The organism is Hydrogenophaga pseudoflava (genome assembly GCF_004353865.1).
In the GTDB taxonomy this organism is placed as follows: domain Bacteria; phylum Pseudomonadota; class Gammaproteobacteria; order Burkholderiales; family Burkholderiaceae_C; genus Hydrogenophaga; species Hydrogenophaga pseudoflava.
Window position 1 is genome coordinate 3467035 of record NZ_CP037867.1, and the last position, 18342, is coordinate 3485376.

Consider the following 18342-nt stretch of genomic DNA (forward strand, 5'->3'; position numbering starts at 1 on the left):
TCATCCTGCAGGCGTTTCACGACAACGACATGAAACAGCGGCACAGTGCCCGCTTGTCGTTGGAGTGAACCATGCTGATCAAGACCGAAAAAGGTCGCCTTGAACTGCGCCCGGGCCACCGCAGCCTGGGACAGCGGGAGCGCGCCCTGCTCCTGGTGGCCGATGGCCAGCAGAGCGAATCAAAGATGGCCGGGCTGTTCCAGGGCGATGGCCGCCGCCTGATCGACCTGCTGCTGGCCCAGGGCTATCTGGTGCGGCAGGCGTCCGGCGCCGGCCTGTCGCCCGCGCCGGAGTCGCCACCGCAGCCCCAGACACCCGCGTCGCACGGCGAGCAGTTCGCCGGCACCCGCTCGCTGGCCTCCGCGCGCATGTTCCTGTTCGACCTGAGCGAGCGGCTGTTCGCCCCGCGCGACAAGGCGCTGGCCAACCGCTACCGGGACGCCCTGCGCGAGGCGCGCGACCCCGAGGCCATGCTGGCCGTGGGCCGTGCCCTGATCGCCGACGTGGAGGCCCTGGCGGGCAGCGAACGCGCGGACGGCATCAGCGAGCGCCTGGCCAAACTGCTGCCGGCCGGCCTGCTGGAAAACAGCATCTGAGCCCGGACGATGACCGCCCGGGCGGTCGATTCCGGTAAACTCGCGCGATCAGGAGAGCGCTCCCCGTGGAGCCGCCGAAGGCGCAGGCGGTCGTTGCAACGGCCCTGAACGCTCAGGCAAAAGGACTGATGACCACCAGCCGCAAGGCCGGTGTCCCCCACTGGAGAGAGGTGGCCCTGGCGGCCATCCACCGAAGGAGCAAGTGCGGCATCGCCCGCGCGAATCTCTCAGGTAAAGCGGACAGAGGGGGCAGCTCACGGATGCACCGTGTCGTCGCCGTGGCCCCGTGCCTCGGCATCTGCCCCCATCACCGAGGTCCGCCCGTGTCCGCTCCTGCCGAATCCTCCGCCCTGCTCCAGACCCCGCTGAACGCCCTGCTCCAGACCCCGCTGAACGCCCTGCACCTCGAACTCGGTGCGCGCATGGTGCCCTTCGCCGGCTATTCCATGCCGGTGCAGTACCCCGAAGGCCTGATGGCCGAACACCACCACACGCGCCGCTCGGCCGGCCTGTTCGACGTGTCCCACATGGGCCAGCTGCTGCTGTCCGGCCCCGATGCGGCGGCCGCATTCGAGAGCCTGATGCCGGTCGACGTGATCGGCCTGGGCCTGAACAAGCAGCGCTACGGTCTGCTGCTCAACGACCAGGGCGGCATCATCGACGACCTGATGTTCGTCAACCGCGGCGACCACCTCTACGTGATCGTCAACGGCGCCTGCAAGCACGGCGATCTGGCCCACATCCAGGCCCGCATCGGCAGCCGCTGCACCGTCACCCCGCAGTTCGACCGCGCCCTGCTGGCCCTGCAGGGGCCGGTGGCGGTCAGCGCGCTGCAGCGCCTGCTGCCCGGCGTCGAGAACCTGGTGTTCATGACCGGCCACGGGTTCACCTGGAACGGTGCCGACCTCTACGTGACCCGCAGCGGCTACACCGGCGAAGACGGCTTCGAGATCTCGGTGCCCGCCGCCAGCGCCGACGCCTTCGCCCGCGCCCTGCTCGCGCAGCCCGAGGTCAAGCCCATCGGCCTGGGTGCGCGCAATTCGCTGCGCCTGGAGGCCGGCCTGTGCCTCTACGGCAACGACATCGACACCACGACCACGCCGGTCGAGGCCGCGCTGAACTGGGCCATGCAGAAGGTGCGCCGCACCGGTGGCGAGCGCGCCGGCGGCTTCCCCGGCGCCGATGTGGTGCTGGCCCAGCTGGACGGCACCCGGCCCCTGACGCGCAAGCGCGTGGGCCTGGTGGCGCTGGAGCGCGTGCCGGTGCGCGAGCACGTCGAGTTGCAGAGCCTGGACGGCGCGAAGATCGGCGAAGTCACCAGCGGCCTGCTCGGCCCCAGCGCCGACAAGCCGGTCGCCATGGGCTATGTCACCCCCGAATTCGCCACCGCCGGCACGCGCGTGAACGCCCTGGTGCGCGGCAAGACCGTGCCGATGGAGGTCGCGCCCATGCCTTTCGTGCCCAACCGCTACTACCGCGGCTGATCCCTTCCACCTGTTTCATCTTTTCACCGGAGCCCACCATGACCACCAAGTACACCGAAGACCACGAATGGATCACCGTTGATGGCGGCATCGCCACCGTCGGCATCACCCACCACGCGCAGGACGCGCTGGGCGACGTGGTGTTCGTCGACCTGCCCGAAGTGGGCAAGACCTTTGCCCAGAAGGACGTGGCCGGCGTGGTCGAGTCCGTCAAGGCCGCCGCCGACGTGTACATGCCCATCAGCGGCGAAGTCACCGAGGTGAACGAGGCCCTGCGCGCCGACCCGTCCCTGGCCAACAGCGACCCGCTGGGCGCCGGCTGGTTCTTCAAGGTCAAGCTCTCGGACGCGTCTCAGCTGGACGCCCTGCTGGACGAGACCGCCTACACCGCCTTCTCGGCCAACGCCTGATTCCCTGCTGCCCGGAGCCTGCCGCCATGCTGATGCCGTCCGTCAAACCCCTGGGTGAACTCGAAAACGCCAGCGAGTTCATCGCCCGCCACATCGGCATCAGCGAAGCCGATGAAGCCCACATGCTGTCGGTCATCGGCGAGGCCTCGCGCCGCGCGCTGATCGACTCCATCGTGCCGCGCAGCATCGCGCGCAGCACCGGCATGGACCTGCCGCCCGCCGCCACCGAGGCCGCAGCGCTGGCCGAACTCAAGGCCATCGCGGCCAAGAACAAGGTCTTCAAGAGCTTCATCGGACAGGGCTACTACGGCACCCACACGCCGGGTGTCATCCTGCGCAACATCCTGGAAAACCCCGCCTGGTACACCGCCTACACGCCCTACCAGGCCGAGATTTCGCAGGGCCGCATGGAAGCACTGGTCAACTTCCAGACCATGGTGACCGACCTGACCGGCATGGCGATCGCCAACGCGTCCATGCTGGACGAGGCCACCGCCGCCGCCGAAGCCATGACCCTGGCCAAGCGCTCGGTCAAGGCCAAGGGCACGGTGATCGTGGTGGCGGGCGACGCGCATCCGCAGACCATCGAGGTGATCCAGACCCGCGCCAAGCCGCTGGGCCTGACGGTGAAGCTGGCGAATTCGGCGCCCGAATGGGCCGAAGCACTCAAGGGCGACGACTACTTCGCCGTGCTGGCGCAGTACCCGTCCACCAGCGGCCGCATCGACGACCTGCGCGCCGACGTGCAGACGGTGCACGCCAAACAGGCCGCCTTCATCGTCGCGGCCGACCTGCTGGCCCTGACCCTGCTGGTGCCCCCGGGCGAGTTCGACGCCGACATCGTGGTCGGTACCACGCAGCGCTTCGGCATGCCCATGGGCGCGGGCGGCCCGCACGCCGCCTACATGGCCTGCCGCGACGAGTACAAGCGCTCGCTGCCCGGCCGGCTGGTGGGCGTGAGCGTGGACACGCACGGCAACCCGGCCTACCGGCTGGCGCTGCAGACGCGCGAACAGCACATCCGCCGCGAGAAAGCCACCTCCAACATCTGCACGGCGCAGGTGCTGCCCGCCGTCGTGGCCAGCATGTACGCGGTCTACCACGGTCCGCAGGGCCTCAAGCGCATCGCGCAGCGTGTGGCCGCCTACACCGCCGTGCTGGCCGCCGGCCTGCAGCAGCTGGGCCACACGCTGACCAGCGAATCGGCCTTCGACACGCTGACCGTCAAGGCCGCCGACGCTGCACAGGCGAAAGCCATCGTCGCCAAGGCCCTGTCCAAAGGCGCCAACCTGCGCCTGTCCTGGGGCCAGTTCGTCAGCATGTCGCTGGACGAAACCACCACGCGCGACGACATCGCCCTGCTGTGGTCGGCCTTCGCCGCCGACGGTCAGGCCCTGCCCTCTTTCGACGCCTTCGAGAAGGGCGTGGAGCCGCTGATTCCGGCCGAGCTGCGCCGCACCAGCGCCTACCTGACGCACCCGGTGTTCGACAGCCACCACAGCGAAACCGGCATGCTGCGCTACATCCGCGCGCTGTCCGACAAGGACCTGGCGCTGGACCGCAGCATGATCCCGCTGGGCTCCTGCACCATGAAGCTCAACGCCACCAGCGAGATGATCCCCATCACCTGGCCGGAATTCGCAGGCGTGCACCCCTTCGCCCCCGCCGACCAGCTGCAGGGCTACCAGGAGCTGGACGAGCAGCTGCGCGCCTGGCTCTGCCAGGCCACGGGCTACGCCGGCATCAGCCTACAACCCAACGCCGGTTCGCAGGGCGAATACGCCGGCCTGCTGGCCATCCAGGCCTTCCACGCCTCGCGCGGCGAAAGCCACCGCAACATCTGCCTGATCCCCTCGTCGGCCCACGGCACCAACCCGGCCAGCGCCCAGATGGTGGGCCTGCAGGTGGTGGTGACCAAGTGCGACGAGAACGGCAACGTGGACATGGCCGACCTGAAGGCCAAGTGCGAACAGCACAGCGCGAATCTAGCGGCGGTGATGATCACCTACCCCTCGACCCACGGCGTGTTCGAGACCACGGTCAAGGAACTCTGCGCCCTGGTGCACCAGCACGGTGGCCGCGTGTACGTGGACGGCGCCAACATGAACGCGCTGGTCGGCGTGGCGGCGCCGGGCGAGTTCGGCGGCGACGTGAGCCACCTGAACCTGCACAAGACCTTCTGCATCCCGCACGGCGGTGGCGGCCCGGGCGTCGGTCCGGTCTGTGTGGTCGAAGACCTCGTGCCCTTCCTGCCGGGTCACGGCCGCGGCGCCGAGCCGGGCGGCGTCTGCGGTGCGCCCGCATCGACCAGCGCCGTGGGCGCGGTCAGCGCGGCCCCGTTGGGCAACGCGGCCGTGCTGCCCATTAGCTGGATGTACATCCGCATGATGGGCGCCGACGGCCTGAAGCACGCCACCGAAGCGGCCATCCTGTCGGCCAACTACATCAGCAAGCGCCTGGCCGACCACTACCCCACGCTCTACGCGTCGGCCAACGGCCATGTGGCGCACGAGTGCATCCTGGACCTGCGCGGCTTCAAGGAGACCTGCGGCGTGATGGCAGAGGACGTGGCCAAGCGGCTGATGGACTACGGCTTCCACGCGCCCACGCTGAGCTTCCCGGTGGCCAACACGCTGATGGTCGAGCCCACCGAGAGCGAGACGCGCGAGGAACTGGACCGCTTCATCGACGCGATGATCGCGATCCGCGAGGAAATCCGCCGCGTGGAAAAGGGCGAGTGGCCGCAGGACGACAACCCGCTGAAGAACGCGCCGCACACCGCGGCCAGCGTGCTCAAGGGCGAGTGGCCACACCCCTACTCCCGCGAAGTGGCGGTGGCCGCCCAGGGCGCCGCGCTCAACACCAAGTATTGGCCGTCGGTGGGCCGGGTGGACAACGTCTACGGCGACCGCAACCTGTTCTGCAGCTGCGTGCCCGTCAGCGAACTGGCCTGAACGTCGGGCTCCATCAATGTCAACGCCGGTGGGGTTCGCCCTCACCGGCGTTGTCATTTCTGCGGCAGGCGCCAGCCGGGCAGCTGCCAGTCGAAGGCGACGGCCAGCAGGCGGCTGCCGGTGGCCACGGCGATGCCCGCCAGGCTCGCCAGCTCGGAACCCAGGCCCAGCACAACAACCAGCCCGATGTAGGCCAGGCTGCCCGCCACCGCACACAGCGCATAGGGCCGGTGGTCCTGGTACACCTTGGGCACCTCGTTGCACAGCACGTCGCGCGCCACGCCACCCACGATGGCGGTGGTGGTGCCCATCAGCACGCTCACGCCCGGCGACATGCCCGCCGCCACGGCGATGCTGGTGCCCGAGATCGCGAACAGCCCGAGGCCGAAGGCGTCGGCCCACTCCATCAGCCGCACGCCCGCGTCCTTGAGCACGGCCTTGAGCCACCAGGGCGCAGTGATGACCATGGCGAACACCAGCCAGAGGTAGGCCTCGTGCTCGACCCAGAACAGCGGCCGGCGGTCCAGCAGAAGGTCGCGCACCGTGCCGCCGCCGAAGGCGGCGACGAAGGCGACCGAGAACACACCCACCACGTCCATGCGCTTGCGCATGGCCTCGATCAGCCCGGACATGGCGAAGGCCACCGTGCCGCCCACCTCGATCGCGATCAGCAAAGCCGTGAGTTTCATGCGGCCCCATTCTGGACCACCCAGCGGCCCAGCCACTCGCGCAGGATGCGCAGCGCGGGCGCCTCCTGCCGCTGACTGAGCGTGACCAGGCCGAAGCGCGCGGTGGCGTCCAGCGCGGGCGCCATGCGCAGCGGCACCAGCCCCGGGGCCGCGGCGTGGGCGGTCAGCACGATGGCCTGGCTCTGGCGCGCCACCTCGACGATGGTCAGCGTTTCGTCGCTGCGCAGGGTCACCATGTCGTCCGGGTTGGCCTGCGGGCCGTAGCGCCCGATCAGGATGCGCGCCACCTCGTCGCTCAGCGGCGTGGAGGCGATGGGATAGGCCAGCACGTCCCTGATGGTGGCCGGCCGCCCGAGCTGCACCAGCGGGTGGTCCGGCCGCACCAGGAACCCCGCAGCCAGTTCGAAGACCTGTGCGATGGCGAGGTCGGCCGCAGGCCGCACCGAGCGCACGTCCAGCACGGCGGCGTCCAGCTGCTGCTCGCGCAGCGCGTCGACCAGCACGCTGGTGTTGCCGCGCGAGATCTGCAGCTGCAGCCTGGGGTGGTGCTCACCCATGTGCAGCATCAGCGGCACCGACAGCAGCGCACCCGGCCCCGAACTCAGGCCAATGCGCAATGTGCCGATCAGGCCCGCGTGCAGGCCCTTGCCGGTCTGCTTGAGCGCTTCGGCATCGGCCACCAGCCGGCGCGCGCGCTGCAGCGCCTCCTGGCCGAACGGGGTGAGCGCGATGCGCCGGCCCAGCCGGTCGAACAGGCGGCCGCCCAGCTCGTCCTCCAGCCCCTGGATGCTGCGCGTCAGCGCGGGCTGCGTCAGGTAGAGCACCTTGGACGCCTGCACGAACGATCCTGCCTCCGCCAGCACCACAAAGTGCTTCAGCTGCACAAGGGTCATCCCCAATCTCCATCAAAAGTCATGGATCGTTGCACATCAATGCATTGGACTTTAATTCAGGCGCTTCCTAACATGCAACAAAGTTCATGTTTCAGGAGTGCTTTGCATGGATCGCCTCAGTGACGCCGCCGTCGAACAGTTCATCGCCGTCCGCCGCGACATCCACCGCCACCCCGAGCTGGCCTTCAGCGAGCGCCGCACCGCCGCGCTGGTGGCGGCCCAGCTGGGCGCCTGGGGCTACGAGGTCACCACTGGCCTGGGCGGCACCGGCGTGGTCGGGCAACTGAAGCGCGGAACATCGAACCGAACCCTCGGCCTGCGCGCCGACATGGACGCCCTGCCGATCGCCGAGGCCACCGGCGCGGCCTGGGCCAGCTGCGAGCACGGCGTGATGCACGCCTGCGGCCACGACGGCCACACCGCCATGCTGCTGGCCGCCGCGCACCACCTGGCGCAGCATGGCCGCTTCGACGGCACGCTGAACCTCATCTTCCAGCCGGCCGAAGAAGGCGGTGGTGGTGCGCTCAAGATGATGGAGGACGGCCTGTTCCAGCGCTTCCCCTGCGACGCCATCTTCGCCATGCACAACATGCCGGGCATCCCGCAGGGCCAGCTGGTGTTCCGCAGCGGCCCGGCCATGGCCTCGTCCGACTACGCCACCGTCACCCTGCACGGCCACGGCGGCCACGGCGCCATGCCGCACAAGGCGACCGACGTGGTGGTGGCCGCGGCCTCGCTGGTGATGGCGCTGCAGACCGTGGTCTCGCGCCACGTCGACCCGCTGCAGCCGGCCGTGGTCACCGTGGGCGCGATCCATGCGGGCGAGGCCAACAATGTGATCCCGGCCGAGGCGCGGCTGGAGATCAGCGTGCGCACGCTGGACCCGCAGGTGCGGCGCAGTGTGGAGCAGCGCATCCGCGAACTGGTGCAGCTGCAGGCGCAGAGCTTCGGCGTGCGTGCCGAGATCGCCTGGCGGCCCGGCTATGCGGTACTGGTCAACGACGCAGAGCAGACCGCCCGCGCGCTGGCAGTGGCGCGCAAGCACTTCCCCGCGGAACAGATCAACCCGCAGGGCCCGATGGTCAGCGGCAGCGAGGACTTCGCTTTCATGCTCGAACGCGTGCCGGGCAGCTACCTCTTCATCGGCAACGGCGCCGATGGCGAGCCCGGCGCGTGCATGGTGCACAACCCGGCTTACGACTTCAACGACCTGAACATCGCCCCCGGCGCGGCCTACTGGATCGCGCTGGTGCAGGACCTGCTTTCCCCCACCCCTTGAGAACCACAACAGGAGACAACACCATGAACGCCCGCATCCGCATCCACTTGGCTCTGGCCGCCGCCGCGCTGGCCACCCTCGGCTTGGCCGGCACCGCCGCCGCCCAGACCTTCCCGTCCAAGCCGGTCACGCTGATGGTGCCCTACCCCGCCGGCGGCCTGTCGGACGTGATCGCGCGCTCGGTCAACAACACCCTGGGCAAGCAGCTGGGCCAGCCGGTGATCGTGGAAAACCTCGGCGGGGCCAGCGGCTCCATCGCCGCGGCCAAGGTGCTCAACGGACCGAGCGACGGCCACACCATCTTCCAGGGCTCGCCCAACGAGCTGATCCTGGCGCCGCTGGCGATTTCGTCGATCAAGTTCAAGAGCGAAGACTTCCGCCTGGTGCAGATGATCGCCACCGCCCAGATCGCCTTCCTCGCCAAGAAAGACCTGCCGGTGAACAGCGTGGACGAGTTCGTGGAGCACGCCCGCAAGGCCGCCAAGGACGGCAAGCCGCTGACCTTCGCCAGCGTCGGCCCCGGTTCGTTCTACCACCTGCTGGGCGAGCACCTGTCCAAGGTCACCGGCATCCCTATGGTCCACGTGCCCTACAAGGGCGCCGCGCCGGCCGAGCAGGACCTGATGGCCGGCCAGGTGGACTTCTTCCTTGCGCCCTACGGCAAGAAGTACGACGAGATGCAGAAGCAGGGCCGCGTGAAGGTGCTGGCCATGCTGAATGGCGAGCGGCTGGAGAGCGTGAAGCAGTACCCGGCGATCAGCGAGAGCAAGCAGCTCAAGGACTTCACGTTCAGGATCTGGACCGGCTACTTCGTCAAGCGGGACACGCCCGAACCTGTGGTGGCCGCACTGCACAAGGCCATCACCGGCACGCTGGGCGACCCGGCCGTGCACGCCGCGCTGGAAGCCAACAGCCAGCTGCTGCCCAAGCCGCAGACCCTGGCCGAGGCCGACAAGGCCTACACCGACGGCACCCAGCAGTTCCGTTCGATTGTCAAGACCATCGGGCTGCAGGCACAATAACCGCCTTTCTTCCGCTGATCGGGAGAGACCGGCCCCACAGGGGAACCGGCGCCGAAGGAGCAACCGCCCCGGAAACTCTCAGGCAAAAGGACCGATCAGCGCTCAGCGCGCGCTCAGCGCAACACTCTGAAGAGCGGCCGGGATTCGTCCCCCGGCCCACCGCAGGAGCAAGCCAGCCCACACCGGGCCGGTGAATCTCTCAGGTCACAAACAGAGGGGGTCATGGCCCGCACACGGTGTGCGGGTCGTGCCCATCCCTGTTTGACGGCTATCGAGAGAAACCCCATGGCACAGCTCATCGTCATCGGCGGCGGCATCACCGGCGTCACCAGCGCCTACGCCCTGTCCCGCGAAGGTCACGACGTCACCCTGATCGAACAGCACCGCTACGCGGGCATGGAAACCAGCCACGCCAACGGCGGCCAGCTGTCGGCCTCCAACGCCGAAACCTGGACCCACCCCTCCACCCTGCTCAAGGGCATCAAGTGGATGCTCAAGGCCGACGCGCCGCTGCTCGTCAACCCCAAGCCGAGCTGGCACAAGCTGTCCTGGTTCGCCGAGTTCGCAGCGGCCATTCCGAAGTACCGCGAGAACACCATCGCCACTGCCAAGCTGGCGATTGCCGCGCGCGAGCACCTGTTCGGCTGGGCGCAGGCCGAGGGCATCGATTTCGACCTGAAGCAGCAGGGCATCCTGCACATCTACCGCGACAAGGCCGGCTTCGACCACGCGAGCGAAGTGAGCAAGCTGCTGGCCGAAGGCGGCCTGCCGCGCCGTGCCGTCACGCCCGACGAGATGCGCGCCATCGAGCCCACCCTGGCCGGCGACTACTACGGCGGCTACTACACCGAGAGCGACAGCACCGGCGACATCCACAAGTACACCCACGGCATGGGCCTGGCCTGCGAACGCCGTGGCGTTCGCCTGCTGACGGGCCGCGCGGTGGCGCGTGTGCAGAGCACGGGCCAGACCGCCCACGTCACGCTGGCGGACGGCGAGGTGGTGAGCGCGGATGCGGTGGTGGTCTGCGCCGGCGTGCACAGCCGCGCCATCGGCGCCCAACTGGGCGATCGCCTCAACGTCTACCCGGTCAAGGGCTACTCCATCACCGTGATGCTGAACGACGAACAGAGCCAGGCCGCCGCGCCGAATGTGAGCCTGCTGGACGACGAGACCAAGCTGGTCACCAGCCGCCTGGGCGTGGACCGCTTCCGCGTCGCCGGCACGGCCGAGTTCAACGGCTTCAACCGCGACATCCGCGCCGACCGCATCAAGCCGCTGGTGGACTGGGTCAACCAGTGCTTCCCGGGCGTGAGCACGCGCCGCGTCGAGCCCTGGGCCGGCCTGCGGCCCATGATGCCGGACATGCTGCCCCGCGTCGGCCCCGGCCGCCTGCCCAACGTGTTCTACAACACCGGCCACGGCCACCTGGGCTGGACGCTCTCGGCCATCACCGCGCACCAGCTGGCCGGCCACGTGGCACAGTGGCAGGAGCAGCGGCGCCACACCCGCGTGGTGATGCCCGCACCCGCCGTCTGACCACCAAGGAACCGCCATGGCCGTCTCCGCGTTCGACCTGTTCAAGATCGGCATCGGGCCCAGCAGCTCGCACACCGTCGGCCCGATGCGCGCAGCGCGCCTGTTCGCGCACGGGCTGGAATCCGCCGGCCTGCTGCCGGCCGTGGCGCGGGTGCAGGTGGGCCTGTACGGTTCGCTGGGCGCCACCGGCCGCGGCCACGGCAGCGACAAGGCGGTGCTGCTCGGGCTGTGCGGGCACGAGCCGGAGTCGGTGCCTATCGAATCGGTCGAACCCACCGTGCGCGCCATCCGCGAGCAGGGCCGCATCCCGCTCATGGGCACACACACCATCAGTTGGAACGACCGCGAGGACCTGACCCTGCACCGCCAGGCCCTGCCGCTGCACGCCAACGGCATGCGCCTGTGCGCCTGGGACGCGGCGGGCGCGGTGCTGTCCGAGCGCACGTTCTATTCGGTGGGCGGCGGCTTCGTGGTGAGCGAGGAGGTCATGGCCGACGGCCAGCGGCAGAAGGTGATCGCACCCGACATCACACAACTGCCGATCCCGTTTCGCACCGGCGACGAGCTGCTGCAGCGCTGCCGCGAACACGGCCTGTCCATCGCGGGCGTGATGCGCAGCAACGAGCGCCACTGGCGGAACGACGAGGAAGTGCGCACCGGACTGCTGCGCATCTGGGACGTGATGCAGGCCTGCGTGCAGCGCGGCTGCGCCACCGACGGCGTGCTGCCCGGCGGCTTCAAGGTGCGCCGCCGCGCGCCCGCGCTGCACCGCGACCTTACCGGCCACCCCGAGAAGGCGCTGACCGACCCGCTGGCCGTGCTCGACTGGGTCAACCTCTACGCGCTCGCGGTGAACGAGGAAAACGCCGCGGGTGGCCGCGTGGTCACGGCGCCCACCAACGGCGCGGCCGGCATCGTGCCCGCGGTGCTGCACTACTACCGGCGCTTCGTGCCGGGCGCCAGCGACGACGGCGTGGTGGACTTCCTGCTCACCGCCGCCGCCATCGGCATCCTCTACAAGGAAAACGCCAGCATCAGCGGCGCCGAGGTCGGCTGCCAGGGCGAGGTGGGCGTGGCCTGCTCCATGGCCGCCGGTGCGCTGTGCGCCGTGCTCGGCGGCACGCCCGAGCAGGTGGAGAACGCGGCCGAGATCGGTATGGAACACCACCTGGGCCTGACCTGCGACCCGGTCGGCGGCCTGGTGCAGATCCCCTGCATCGAGCGCAACGCCATCGCCTCGGTCAAGGCCATCAACGCCGCGCGCATGGCGCTGCGCGGCGACGGCACGCACCACGTCAGCCTGGACAAGGTCATCAAGACCATGCGCGAGACGGGGGCGGACATGAAGACGAAGTACAAGGAAACGGCGCGCGGCGGGCTGGCCGTGAACATCGTGGAGTGTTGACCCCCACGCCCGCCGGACCGCCCCTTGTCGGCACAATCGGGGGATGACCGCAGCCGCCTTCCGCGTGCTGAGCCTCATCCCGCCGATGACGCAGCTCAACACGCCCTACCCCTCCACCGCCTACCTCACCGGCTTCCTGCGCTCGCGCGGCATCGACGCGGTGCAAGAAGACCTGGCGCTGGCCCTCGTGCTGCGGCTGTTCACGCCCGCCGGGATGGAATCGCTGCGCGGTTGCGCGCTGGCGCAGCCCGAGGCGCAGCGCACGGCCAGCGTGCACAGCTTTCTCGACCAGTTCGAGGCCTACCGCGCCACCATCGGCCCGGTGATCGCCTACCTGCAGGGCCGTGATTCGACCCTGGCCTACCGCATCGCCGCGCGCGGCCTGCTGCCCGAGGGGCCGCGTTTTTCCGCGCTGGACAACTACGTCGACGACGGCAGCGGCGACCCGCTGGGCTGGGCTTTTGGCGCGCTGGGTGTGCAGGACAAGGCGCGCCATCTGTGCACGCTCTACCTGAACGACCTGTCGGACGTGATCCGCGACGCGGCCGACGAGCGCTTCGAGTTCGTGCGCTACGCCGAATCACTGGCCAGCAGCCAGCCCAGCTTCGACCCGCTGGCCAATGCCCTGGCCGCACCGCCCACCCTGGTGGACCAGCTGCTGCACGACCTGACCCTGGCGGCCCTGCACCGCCACCAGCCCACGCTGGTGCTGCTCTCGGTGCCCTTCCCGGGCGCGATGTACGCGGCACTGCGCATCGCGCAGACCATCAAGGCGCAGCACCCGCACATCCGCATCGGCCTGGGCGGTGGCTTCGTCAACACGGAGCTGCGCGAGCTGAAAGACCCGCGCGTGTTCGACTTCGTCGACTACGTGACGCTGGACGCGGGCGAGCGGCCCGTGCTCTCGCTGATCGAGCACCTGCGCGGCGCGCGCGGCAAGCAGCGGCTGCAGCGCACCTTCCTGCGCGAGAACGGCGAGGTGAAGTATGTGAACCTGGCCGAGCCCGACGTGCCGTTCGAGGACGTGGGCACCCCCACCTGGGACGGCCTGCCCATCGACCGCTACCTCAGCCTGCTGGACATGCTCAACCCCATGCACCGGCTCTGGAGCGACGGGCGCTGGAACAAGCTGACCGTGGCGCACGGCTGCTACTGGAAGAAGTGCAGCTTCTGCGACGTGAGCCTGGACTACATCGGCCGCTACGAAACAGCGACTGCGGCCACCCTGGCCGACCGCATCGAGAAGATCGTCCACGAGACCGGCCAGACGGGCTTTCATTTCGTCGACGAGGCGGCGCCGCCCAAGGCGCTCAAGGCCCTGGCCGAGGAGCTGATCCGCCGTGATCTGCAGATCAGCTGGTGGGGCAACATCCGCTTCGAGAAAACCTTCACGCCCGAACTGAGCGAGCTGCTGGCGCAGAGCGGCTGCATCGCCATGAGCGGCGGTCTGGAGGTGGCGAGCGATCGGCTGCTGGCCCTGATGAAGAAGGGCGTGAGCGTGGAGCAGGTGGCGCGCGTGACCAAGGGCTTCACCGACGCCGGCATCCTGGTGCACGCCTACCTGATGTACGGTTTCCCGACGCAGACGCTGCAGGACACGGTGGACGCGCTCGAATACGTGCGCCAGCTGTTCGAGAACGGCTGCATCCAGAGCGGCTTCTTCCACCGATTCAGTTGCACGGTGCACTCGCCAGTCGGCATGGACCCGGCGGCCTACGGCGTCGAACTGGTCCCGCTGCCAGAGGTGACGTTCGCCAAGAACGACATCGGTTTCACCGATCCCACCCCCATGCCGCCCGGCGTGGACCACGACATGCTGGGCCAGGGCCTGCGCAAGGCCATCTACAACTACATGCACGGCCTGTGCGTGGACGACGACGTGCGGCGCTGGTTCGAGCACCTGCCCTGCCAGGTGCCACGCCCCACGGTCAAGCGCGGCAAGATCGCGCGGGCACTGGCCTGAGCCTGTGCCCCACCTCAGGTCCCGAGCTGCCGCCGCAGGCGGCTGAGCGTCACCGGCGTCACACCCAGGTAGCTGGCGATCAGGCGGTGCGCCACGCGTTGCTCCAGCCCCGGCATCGCCTCGCGCAACAGGGCCAGCCGTTCGGCCGCTGGCAGCGCGGCCAGCTGCCATTCGCGGTCGGCCTTGCGCAGCAGTTCGCCACGCAGCACCGCATCGCCCCAGCGCTGCACCGCCGGGTGGCGCAGCATCGTGGCCGTCAGCAGCGCCGCGTCGAAGCCCGCCACGCGCGACGGCTCCAGCGCGGTCGCGTCGATGCGCGAGTGGCCGTCGCGGGTGCGCGTGATGGAAGGCGGCAGCACGCACGGCCCGGCGCAGAAGCCCAGCGTCACCTCGCGGCCCTGGGCGTCGCCCACGCTCAGCCGCACCAGGCCCGAGAGCACGAAGAACTCGCGCGCATCGGCCTGCCCGGCGTGCAGCAGCGCCTCGCCGGCCGCCAGGTCGCGGCCCTCCAGCGCCTGCAGCAGCGGTGCAAAGTCGGCGTCGGAGACGGGTGCGAACCCGGCCGCGATCCCGAGGACGGCGCGGCGGTCAGCGTCGGTGGTGCTCGATAACATTTGTTGTCGCGCCGGCAGGTGGTGTGGGCGACGATTCTGGCATTCCGTCCAACCCCTCACCACCATGCTCCGAACCCTCGCCACTTTCAGCGGCCTGCTGCTTCTGGCCCTGGCCGCCCGCGCCGCCGCCATCACCGTGCCGGCCACCACCGACCAGGACCCGGCCCTGCCCTCGCTCACCGCCAACGGTTACCGCTTCCACGCCGAGTCGTTTGGCGACACCGGCAAGCCGGTGCTCATCGTGCTGCACGGCGGACCGGGCGGCGACTACCGCTACCTGCTGGGCCTGCAAGCCCTGTCCGACGTGCGCCGCGTGGTGTTCTACGACCAGCGCGGCAGCGGCCTGTCGCCGCGCGTGCCGGCCGAGACCATCAGCGTCGAGGGCTACCTGGACGACCTCGACGCCATCGTGAACCAGGTCAGCCCCGGCCGTCCCATCGACCTGCTGGGCCATTCCTGGGGCGCGATGCTGGCCTCGGCCTACACCGGTCGCCACCCTGACAAGGTGCGCCGTTTGGTGCTGGCCGAGCCGGGTTTCCTGGACAAGGACACGATGGAGGCCGCCATGGGCGGCGGCTGGCCCGGCTGGGCGGTGGTGGGTGGCATGGCCCGGGCCTGGCTCTCGCAATGGCGGGTCGACAGCGGCGGCGACCCGCATGCCCGGCGCGACTGGCTGATCGGGCAGATGATGACCCTGTTCCAGGCCGGCGCCACCTGCGACGGCCGCGTCCCGGCGCTGGAAGGCTGGCGCGCGGGCGGCGCGGTCTACGACGCCATGATCGGCCGCATGGGCGACGACCCCGCCTTCGCCGCCCGCCTGAGCTTCCGCCGGGGCGTCGAGGCCTTCGCCGGACCGGTGCTGTTAATGACCGGCGGCTGCAGCCCGCGCATGGGCGAGGCGCAGCAGCGGCGGCACATGGTGCACTTCCGGAACGCCCGGCTGGTGAACCTGCCCGATGCCGGTCACGCCCTGTTCAACGACCAGCCTGAGGCGGCGATGCGTGAGGTTCGCCGGTTTCTGGACGCCCAGCCCTGAGGGCACAAAAGCCCGCGCACGGCGCGGAGTAGGTTGGCTGCGGTAGAACCGCCGGGTGCGAAACGACTTCAAAGGCAACAAGGCCCACCTGCCCAGCAAGCCCTGCGTGGTCTGTGGCCGGCCCATGAGCTGGCGCAAGGCCTGGGCGAAGAACTGGGACGAGGTCAAGTACTGCTCCGACGCCTGCCGGGCGCGCAAGAACCCTTCAGCGCGGAGTGCCTGACATGCCGGCCTCCCCGATCCGCCACCTGGTCCTCGTCCTGGGCGACCAGCTGGACCACGACAGCACCGCCTTCGACGGCTTCGACCTGGCGCAAGACCGGGTGTGGATGGCCGAGGTGGCCGAAGAATCTACCCACGTCTGGTCGGCCAAGCCGCGCACCGCGATCTTCCTGAGTGCGATGCGGCACTTCGCTGCCGAGCTGCGCGAGCGCGGCCTGCCGCTGCGCTACACCCGGCTTCAGGACGCGGACAACACCGGCACGCTGGCGGGTGAACTGCAACGGGCCATCACCGACCTGCAGCCGCAAGCATTGATCCTCACCGCCCCGGGCGACTGGCGCGTGCTGCAGGCGCTGCGCGGCGTGGCGTGGCGGCGCAGGCTGGCCTGCCGCTGGAGCTGCGCGACGACACGCACTTCTTTTCCACCGTGCGCGAGTTCGCCGCGCACGCCAAGGGCCGCCAGCAGCTGCGCCTCGAATACTGGTACCGCGCGCTGCGGCAGAAACACGGCGTGCTGATGGACGGCAAACAGCCGGCGGGCGGCCAGTGGAACTTCGACGCCGACAACCGGGAGAGCTTCGGCAAGACCGGCCCGCAGAATGTGCCGGCGCCGTTCTTTGTTGAGCCCGATGCGATCACGCGCGAGGTGATCGAACTGGTCAACCTGCGCTTCGCCGACCACCCGGGATCACTGGACAGCTTTGCCTGGCCCGTCACCCGCGCCGACGCCCTGCGCGCGCTGGACAACTTCATTGAGCAGCGCCTGCCGCTGTTCGGACAGTTTGAAGACGCGATGTGGGTCGGCGAGGTCTGGCTCTGGCATTCGCAGCTGAGCGCCGCGCTCAACCTCAAACTGCTGAACCCGCGCGAGGTTGTGGCCGCGGCCGAAGCGGCGTACCGCAACGGCCACGCACCGCTGGCCGCGGTGGAAGGCTTCGTCCGCCAGATACTGGGCTGGCGCGAGTACGTGCGCGGCATCTACTGGACGCAGATGCCCGGCTACCTGGAACGCAACGCGCTGGAGGCGCAGGCGCCGCTGCCCGCCTGGTACTGGACCGGCGAGACCGAGATGGCCTGCCTGCGCGAGGCCGTCACGCAGACGCTGGCGCACGGCTACGCGCACCACATCCAGCGCCTCATGGTCACGGGTCTGTACACCCTGCTGCTGGGCGTGCGGCCGCAGGCCGTCCACGCGTGGTACCTGAGCGTGTACGTGGACGCGGTGGATTGGGTGGAGCTGCCCAACACCCTGGGCATGAGCCAGTACGGCGACGGCGGCCTGCTGGGCAGCAAGCCCTATGTGGCCACGGGCAGGTACATCCAGCGCATGAGCAACCACTGCAGCGGCTGCCGCTACGACCCGGCCCAGAGCACCGGACCCAAGGCCTGCCCCTTCACCACGCTGTACTGGGACTTTCTGATGCGGCACGAGCCGGTGCTGCGGCGGAACCCGCGCATGGCCATGCAGATGAAGAACCTGGACCGGCTTGCGCCCGAGGTCCGGTCGGCCATCACCGAGCAGGCCCGGACCCACCGCTCGGCGCAGACCGGCTGATCAGGCCTCCTGGGCGATCTGCCGCAGTGCCTGTTCGTAGGCCTCGGCCGGTTGCCCGCCCGAGATCAGGTGCCGGTCGTTGACGATCACCGCCGGCACCGAGTGGATGCCGTGGCCGGTGTAGAACTGCTCGCGCTCGCGCACCTCGTCGGCGAACTCGTCGCTGGTCAGCACCCGCTGCGCGCGGTCCACGTCCAGCCCGGCCTGCTGCACCGCCGCCAGCAGCACCGCCGGGTCGGCCGGGCTTTCGGCGCGGCCGTGGTGCGCCTCCATCAGCGCGCGCTTGAGGGCCAGCTGCTGGCCCGGTTCACCTTCCGCCTCGGCCCAGGTCAGCAGGCGGTGCGCGTCGAAGGTGTTCCAGATGCGGCCGCGACCGTCCTTGTTGAAGCTGAAACCAGCCTCCGCGCCACGCTGGCGGATGGTCTCGCGGATCTGCGCCTGCTGCTCGGGCGTGCTGCCGTACTTCCTGGTCAGGTGCTCGCCCACGTCCTCGCCTTCGGGGCCCATCTGCGGGTTGAGTTCGAAGGGCTGGAAGTGCAGCTCGGCCGCGATGTCCGGCTGCACCCGCTCCAGCGCACGCTCCAGGCCGGCCAGGCCGATCGCACACCAGGGGCAGGACACATCGGAGACGAAATCGATCTTGAGGGTCTTGGTCATCGGGGCATGGTAGCCCCCATGCGC

General features: G+C 69.6%; 15 protein-coding genes, 1 pseudogene and 4 riboswitches. Of the genes and pseudogenes, 12 read left to right on the top strand and 4 right to left on the bottom strand.

Going from position 1 to position 18342, the window contains the following annotated elements; genetic code table 11:
- The first annotated feature begins 71 nt into the window (after positions 1-71).
- From HPF_RS16630 to gcvP, 4 genes are all read left to right on the top strand, one after another.
- Positions 72-596: a hypothetical protein gene (locus HPF_RS16630; protein WP_127805185.1), complete on the top strand. Its 525-nt coding sequence runs from the start codon at positions 72-74 to the stop codon at positions 594-596.
- A gap of 39 nt (positions 597-635) precedes the next feature.
- Positions 636-734: riboswitch (glycine riboswitch) on the top strand.
- Between the two features lie 12 nt (positions 735-746).
- A riboswitch (glycine riboswitch) is annotated at positions 747-850 on the top strand.
- Positions 851-919: 69 nt separating this feature from the next.
- Complete coding sequence (gene gcvT / locus HPF_RS16635; protein ID WP_279512597.1) at positions 920-2080, top strand: glycine cleavage system aminomethyltransferase GcvT; 1161 nt, start codon at positions 920-922, stop codon at positions 2078-2080.
- Between the two features lie 38 nt (positions 2081-2118).
- On the top strand, positions 2119-2490 hold the full coding sequence (gene gcvH, locus HPF_RS16640) for a glycine cleavage system protein GcvH (RefSeq protein WP_133157236.1): 372 nt from the start codon (positions 2119-2121) through the stop codon (positions 2488-2490).
- Between the two features lie 26 nt (positions 2491-2516).
- Entirely contained in the window at positions 2517-5444 is a 2928-nt protein-coding gene (gcvP, locus tag HPF_RS16645) for an aminomethyl-transferring glycine dehydrogenase (RefSeq protein ID WP_133157237.1), read from the top strand.
- A gap of 53 nt (positions 5445-5497) precedes the next feature.
- On the opposite strand, the gene HPF_RS16650 is transcribed toward gcvP, so the two are convergent.
- Positions 5498-6133: a trimeric intracellular cation channel family protein gene (locus HPF_RS16650; RefSeq protein WP_066158265.1), complete on the bottom strand. Its 636-nt coding sequence runs from the start codon at positions 6131-6133 to the stop codon at positions 5498-5500.
- Positions 6130-7026 carry a LysR family transcriptional regulator gene (locus tag HPF_RS16655; RefSeq protein WP_133157238.1) on the bottom strand — a complete coding sequence of 299 codons (897 nt, stop codon included), beginning with the start codon at positions 7024-7026 and terminating at the stop codon, positions 6130-6132. The genes HPF_RS16650 and HPF_RS16655 overlap by 4 nt, the downstream gene beginning before the upstream one ends.
- Before the next feature lie 106 nt (positions 7027-7132).
- Here HPF_RS16655 and HPF_RS16660 point away from each other — a divergent pair, with 106 nt between their 5' ends.
- The 5 genes from HPF_RS16660 (at position 7133) to HPF_RS16680 (ending at position 14234) form a co-directional block, all read left to right on the top strand.
- Positions 7133-8305: a M20 aminoacylase family protein gene (locus HPF_RS16660; protein ID WP_079367165.1), complete on the top strand. Its 1173-nt coding sequence runs from the start codon at positions 7133-7135 to the stop codon at positions 8303-8305.
- 23 nt (positions 8306-8328) lie between these two features.
- Complete coding sequence (locus tag HPF_RS16665) at positions 8329-9327, top strand: tripartite tricarboxylate transporter substrate binding protein (protein WP_133157239.1); 999 nt, start codon at positions 8329-8331, stop codon at positions 9325-9327.
- 9 nt (positions 9328-9336) lie between these two features.
- Positions 9337-9431, top strand: a riboswitch (glycine riboswitch).
- Positions 9432-9443: 12 nt separating this feature from the next.
- A riboswitch (glycine riboswitch) is annotated at positions 9444-9551 on the top strand.
- 61 nt (positions 9552-9612) lie between these two features.
- The gene (locus HPF_RS16670) at positions 9613-10866 is read left to right on the top strand and encodes a D-amino acid dehydrogenase (RefSeq protein WP_133157240.1); all 1254 of its coding nucleotides are present in this window, start codon (positions 9613-9615) and stop codon (positions 10864-10866) included.
- Between the two features lie 16 nt (positions 10867-10882).
- Positions 10883-12271 carry an L-serine ammonia-lyase gene (locus tag HPF_RS16675; RefSeq protein ID WP_079367163.1) on the top strand — a complete coding sequence of 463 codons (1389 nt, stop codon included), beginning with the start codon at positions 10883-10885 and terminating at the stop codon, positions 12269-12271.
- 43 nt (positions 12272-12314) lie between these two features.
- Positions 12315-14234 (top strand): B12-binding domain-containing radical SAM protein, encoded by a 1920-nt coding sequence (locus HPF_RS16680; RefSeq protein WP_133157241.1) that lies wholly within the window; start codon positions 12315-12317, stop codon positions 14232-14234.
- A 14-nt stretch (positions 14235-14248) separates the two neighbouring features.
- On the opposite strand, the gene HPF_RS23675 is transcribed toward HPF_RS16680, so the two are convergent.
- Positions 14249-14848 carry a Crp/Fnr family transcriptional regulator gene (locus HPF_RS23675; RefSeq protein WP_066158248.1) on the bottom strand — a complete coding sequence of 200 codons (600 nt, stop codon included), beginning with the start codon at positions 14846-14848 and terminating at the stop codon, positions 14249-14251.
- 64 nt (positions 14849-14912) lie between these two features.
- On the opposite strand from HPF_RS23675, the gene HPF_RS16690 reads away from it, so the two are divergent.
- From HPF_RS16690 to HPF_RS16700, 3 genes and pseudogenes are all read left to right on the top strand, one after another.
- Complete coding sequence (locus HPF_RS16690; protein WP_165961731.1) at positions 14913-15884, top strand: alpha/beta fold hydrolase; 972 nt, start codon at positions 14913-14915, stop codon at positions 15882-15884.
- A 55-nt stretch (positions 15885-15939) separates the two neighbouring features.
- The gene (locus HPF_RS16695) at positions 15940-16107 is read left to right on the top strand and encodes a DUF2256 domain-containing protein (RefSeq protein ID WP_133157244.1); all 168 of its coding nucleotides are present in this window, start codon (positions 15940-15942) and stop codon (positions 16105-16107) included.
- Between the two features lies 1 nt (position 16108).
- Positions 16109-17661, top strand: a pseudogene (locus HPF_RS16700) (cryptochrome/photolyase family protein).
- On the opposite strand, the gene HPF_RS16705 reads toward HPF_RS16700, so the two are convergent.
- Complete coding sequence (locus HPF_RS16705) at positions 17662-18318, bottom strand: DsbA family oxidoreductase (protein ID WP_066158243.1); 657 nt, start codon at positions 18316-18318, stop codon at positions 17662-17664.
- Between the last annotated feature and the right edge of the window lie 24 nt (positions 18319-18342).